2 protein-coding genes are annotated in these 1416 nt (G+C 76.4%); both read right to left on the bottom strand.

From position 1 onward, the window contains the following. Positions 1-228: 228 nt before the first annotated feature. Entirely contained in the window at positions 229-603 is a 375-nt protein-coding gene (locus ACZJYS_RS24290) for a DsrE family protein (protein ID WP_109515898.1), read from the bottom strand. After that, the coding region (locus ACZJYS_RS24285) for a HesA/MoeB/ThiF family protein (RefSeq protein WP_493180642.1) at positions 600-1416 on the bottom strand (817 nt) is incomplete at its 5' end. The genes ACZJYS_RS24290 and ACZJYS_RS24285, both read right to left, overlap by 4 nt.

Here is a 1416-nt window from a genome sequence, read left to right as displayed (position 1 = left end):
GCGCGGGTGCCGGCGCCGGTGTCGGGGCGGGCGCCGCGCCGCGCGGCACGGGCTGCGGCACCGCCTGCTGCGGCGCGCCGAGGCTGGACTGGGCAGCCGCCGGCGATGCCGCCAGGGCCAGGAACAGGAAGGGGGATGCAAGACGAAGCCGAGCCATGCCCCGATCACGCACGCAATGCGCCGCCATGGTCAAGCGCCCGCCCTGCATCGCAGCATTCTTTCCAGCCCTCACAGCGCCAGCATCTGCCCCTGGCCGACCGCCGCCAGGAAGGTCACGACCCCCGCCACCTCCACCCCCTCGGCCAGGGCTGTGGCGTCCAGCCCCTCGGCGCGCAGCCCGGCCTCGCAGGCGATGCGCCGCACCCCCAGCTCCACCGCGGCCGCCAGCAGCGGCGCGACGCCAGCGACGCCGCGCCCGGCCAGCAGCGTCTCGCGCGGGTCGTGCGGCAGGGGCGTATCGCGGCGCAGCAGGTGGCAGCCGCCATTGGTGGCGAACAGCACGGCCGGCCGGCCGATGGCGGCGGCGCCGGTGGCCAGCACCAGCGCGTAATGCGCCGCCTCGTGCCCGCCGGAGCGGAGCAGGATGCCGAGCGGCAGGCTCATGCGCCGCTCGTGGCGCTGGCGGGCGCGCAGACGGGCGCGCAGACGGGCGCCGGGGCGGCGGCGTGGCAGGAGAGGTCGCGGATGGCCGGCGCCGGGCCGCAGAGCGGGCAGGCCGGGTCCCGCCGCAGCCGCACGGTGCGGAAGCGCATGTCCAGCGCGTCCCACAGCAGCAGGCGGCCGGCCAGCCCCTCGCCGATGCCGAGGATCTCCTTCAGCACCTCGGTCGATTGCAGCGTGCCCATCACCCCGGTGACGGCGCCGAGCACGCCTGCCTCCGAGCAGCTGGGCACCAGCCCGGGCGGCGGCGGCTCCGGGTGCAGGCAGCGCTGGCAGGGATGCTCGCCGCCGAGATGCGACTTGTAGACGGTGAGCTGCCCCTCGAAGCGCAGCACCGCGGCCGAGACCAGGGTGCGGCCCAGCAGGTGGCAGGCATCGCCCAGCAGGAAGCGCGTGGCGAAATTGTCGGTGCCGTCGCAGACGATGTCGTAGCGCGGGATCAGCGCCCGCGCCGATTCGGCGTCCAGCCGCAGCGCGTGCACCTCCACCGCCACCCCGGGGTTCAGGCGGCGGATGGTCTCGGCCGCGCTCTCGGCCTTGTTGCGGCCGATGCGCGGCGTGTCGTGCGCCACCTGCCGCTGCAGGTTGGACAGCTCCAGCCGGTCGTCGTCGACCAGGCCGATCGTGCCGATGCCGGCCGCCGCCAGGTAGAGCGCCAGCGGCGAGCCGAGGCCGCCCGCGCCCACCACCAGCACCCGCGCGGCGCGCAGCCGCGCCTGCCCCACCGCGCCCACTTCCTGCAGCAGGATGTGGCGC

Source organism: Roseomonas sp. TS2 (assembly GCF_058833935.1).
Note: the sequence above shows the minus strand (reverse complement) of the source record. Positions and strands in the feature narration are given on the sequence as shown.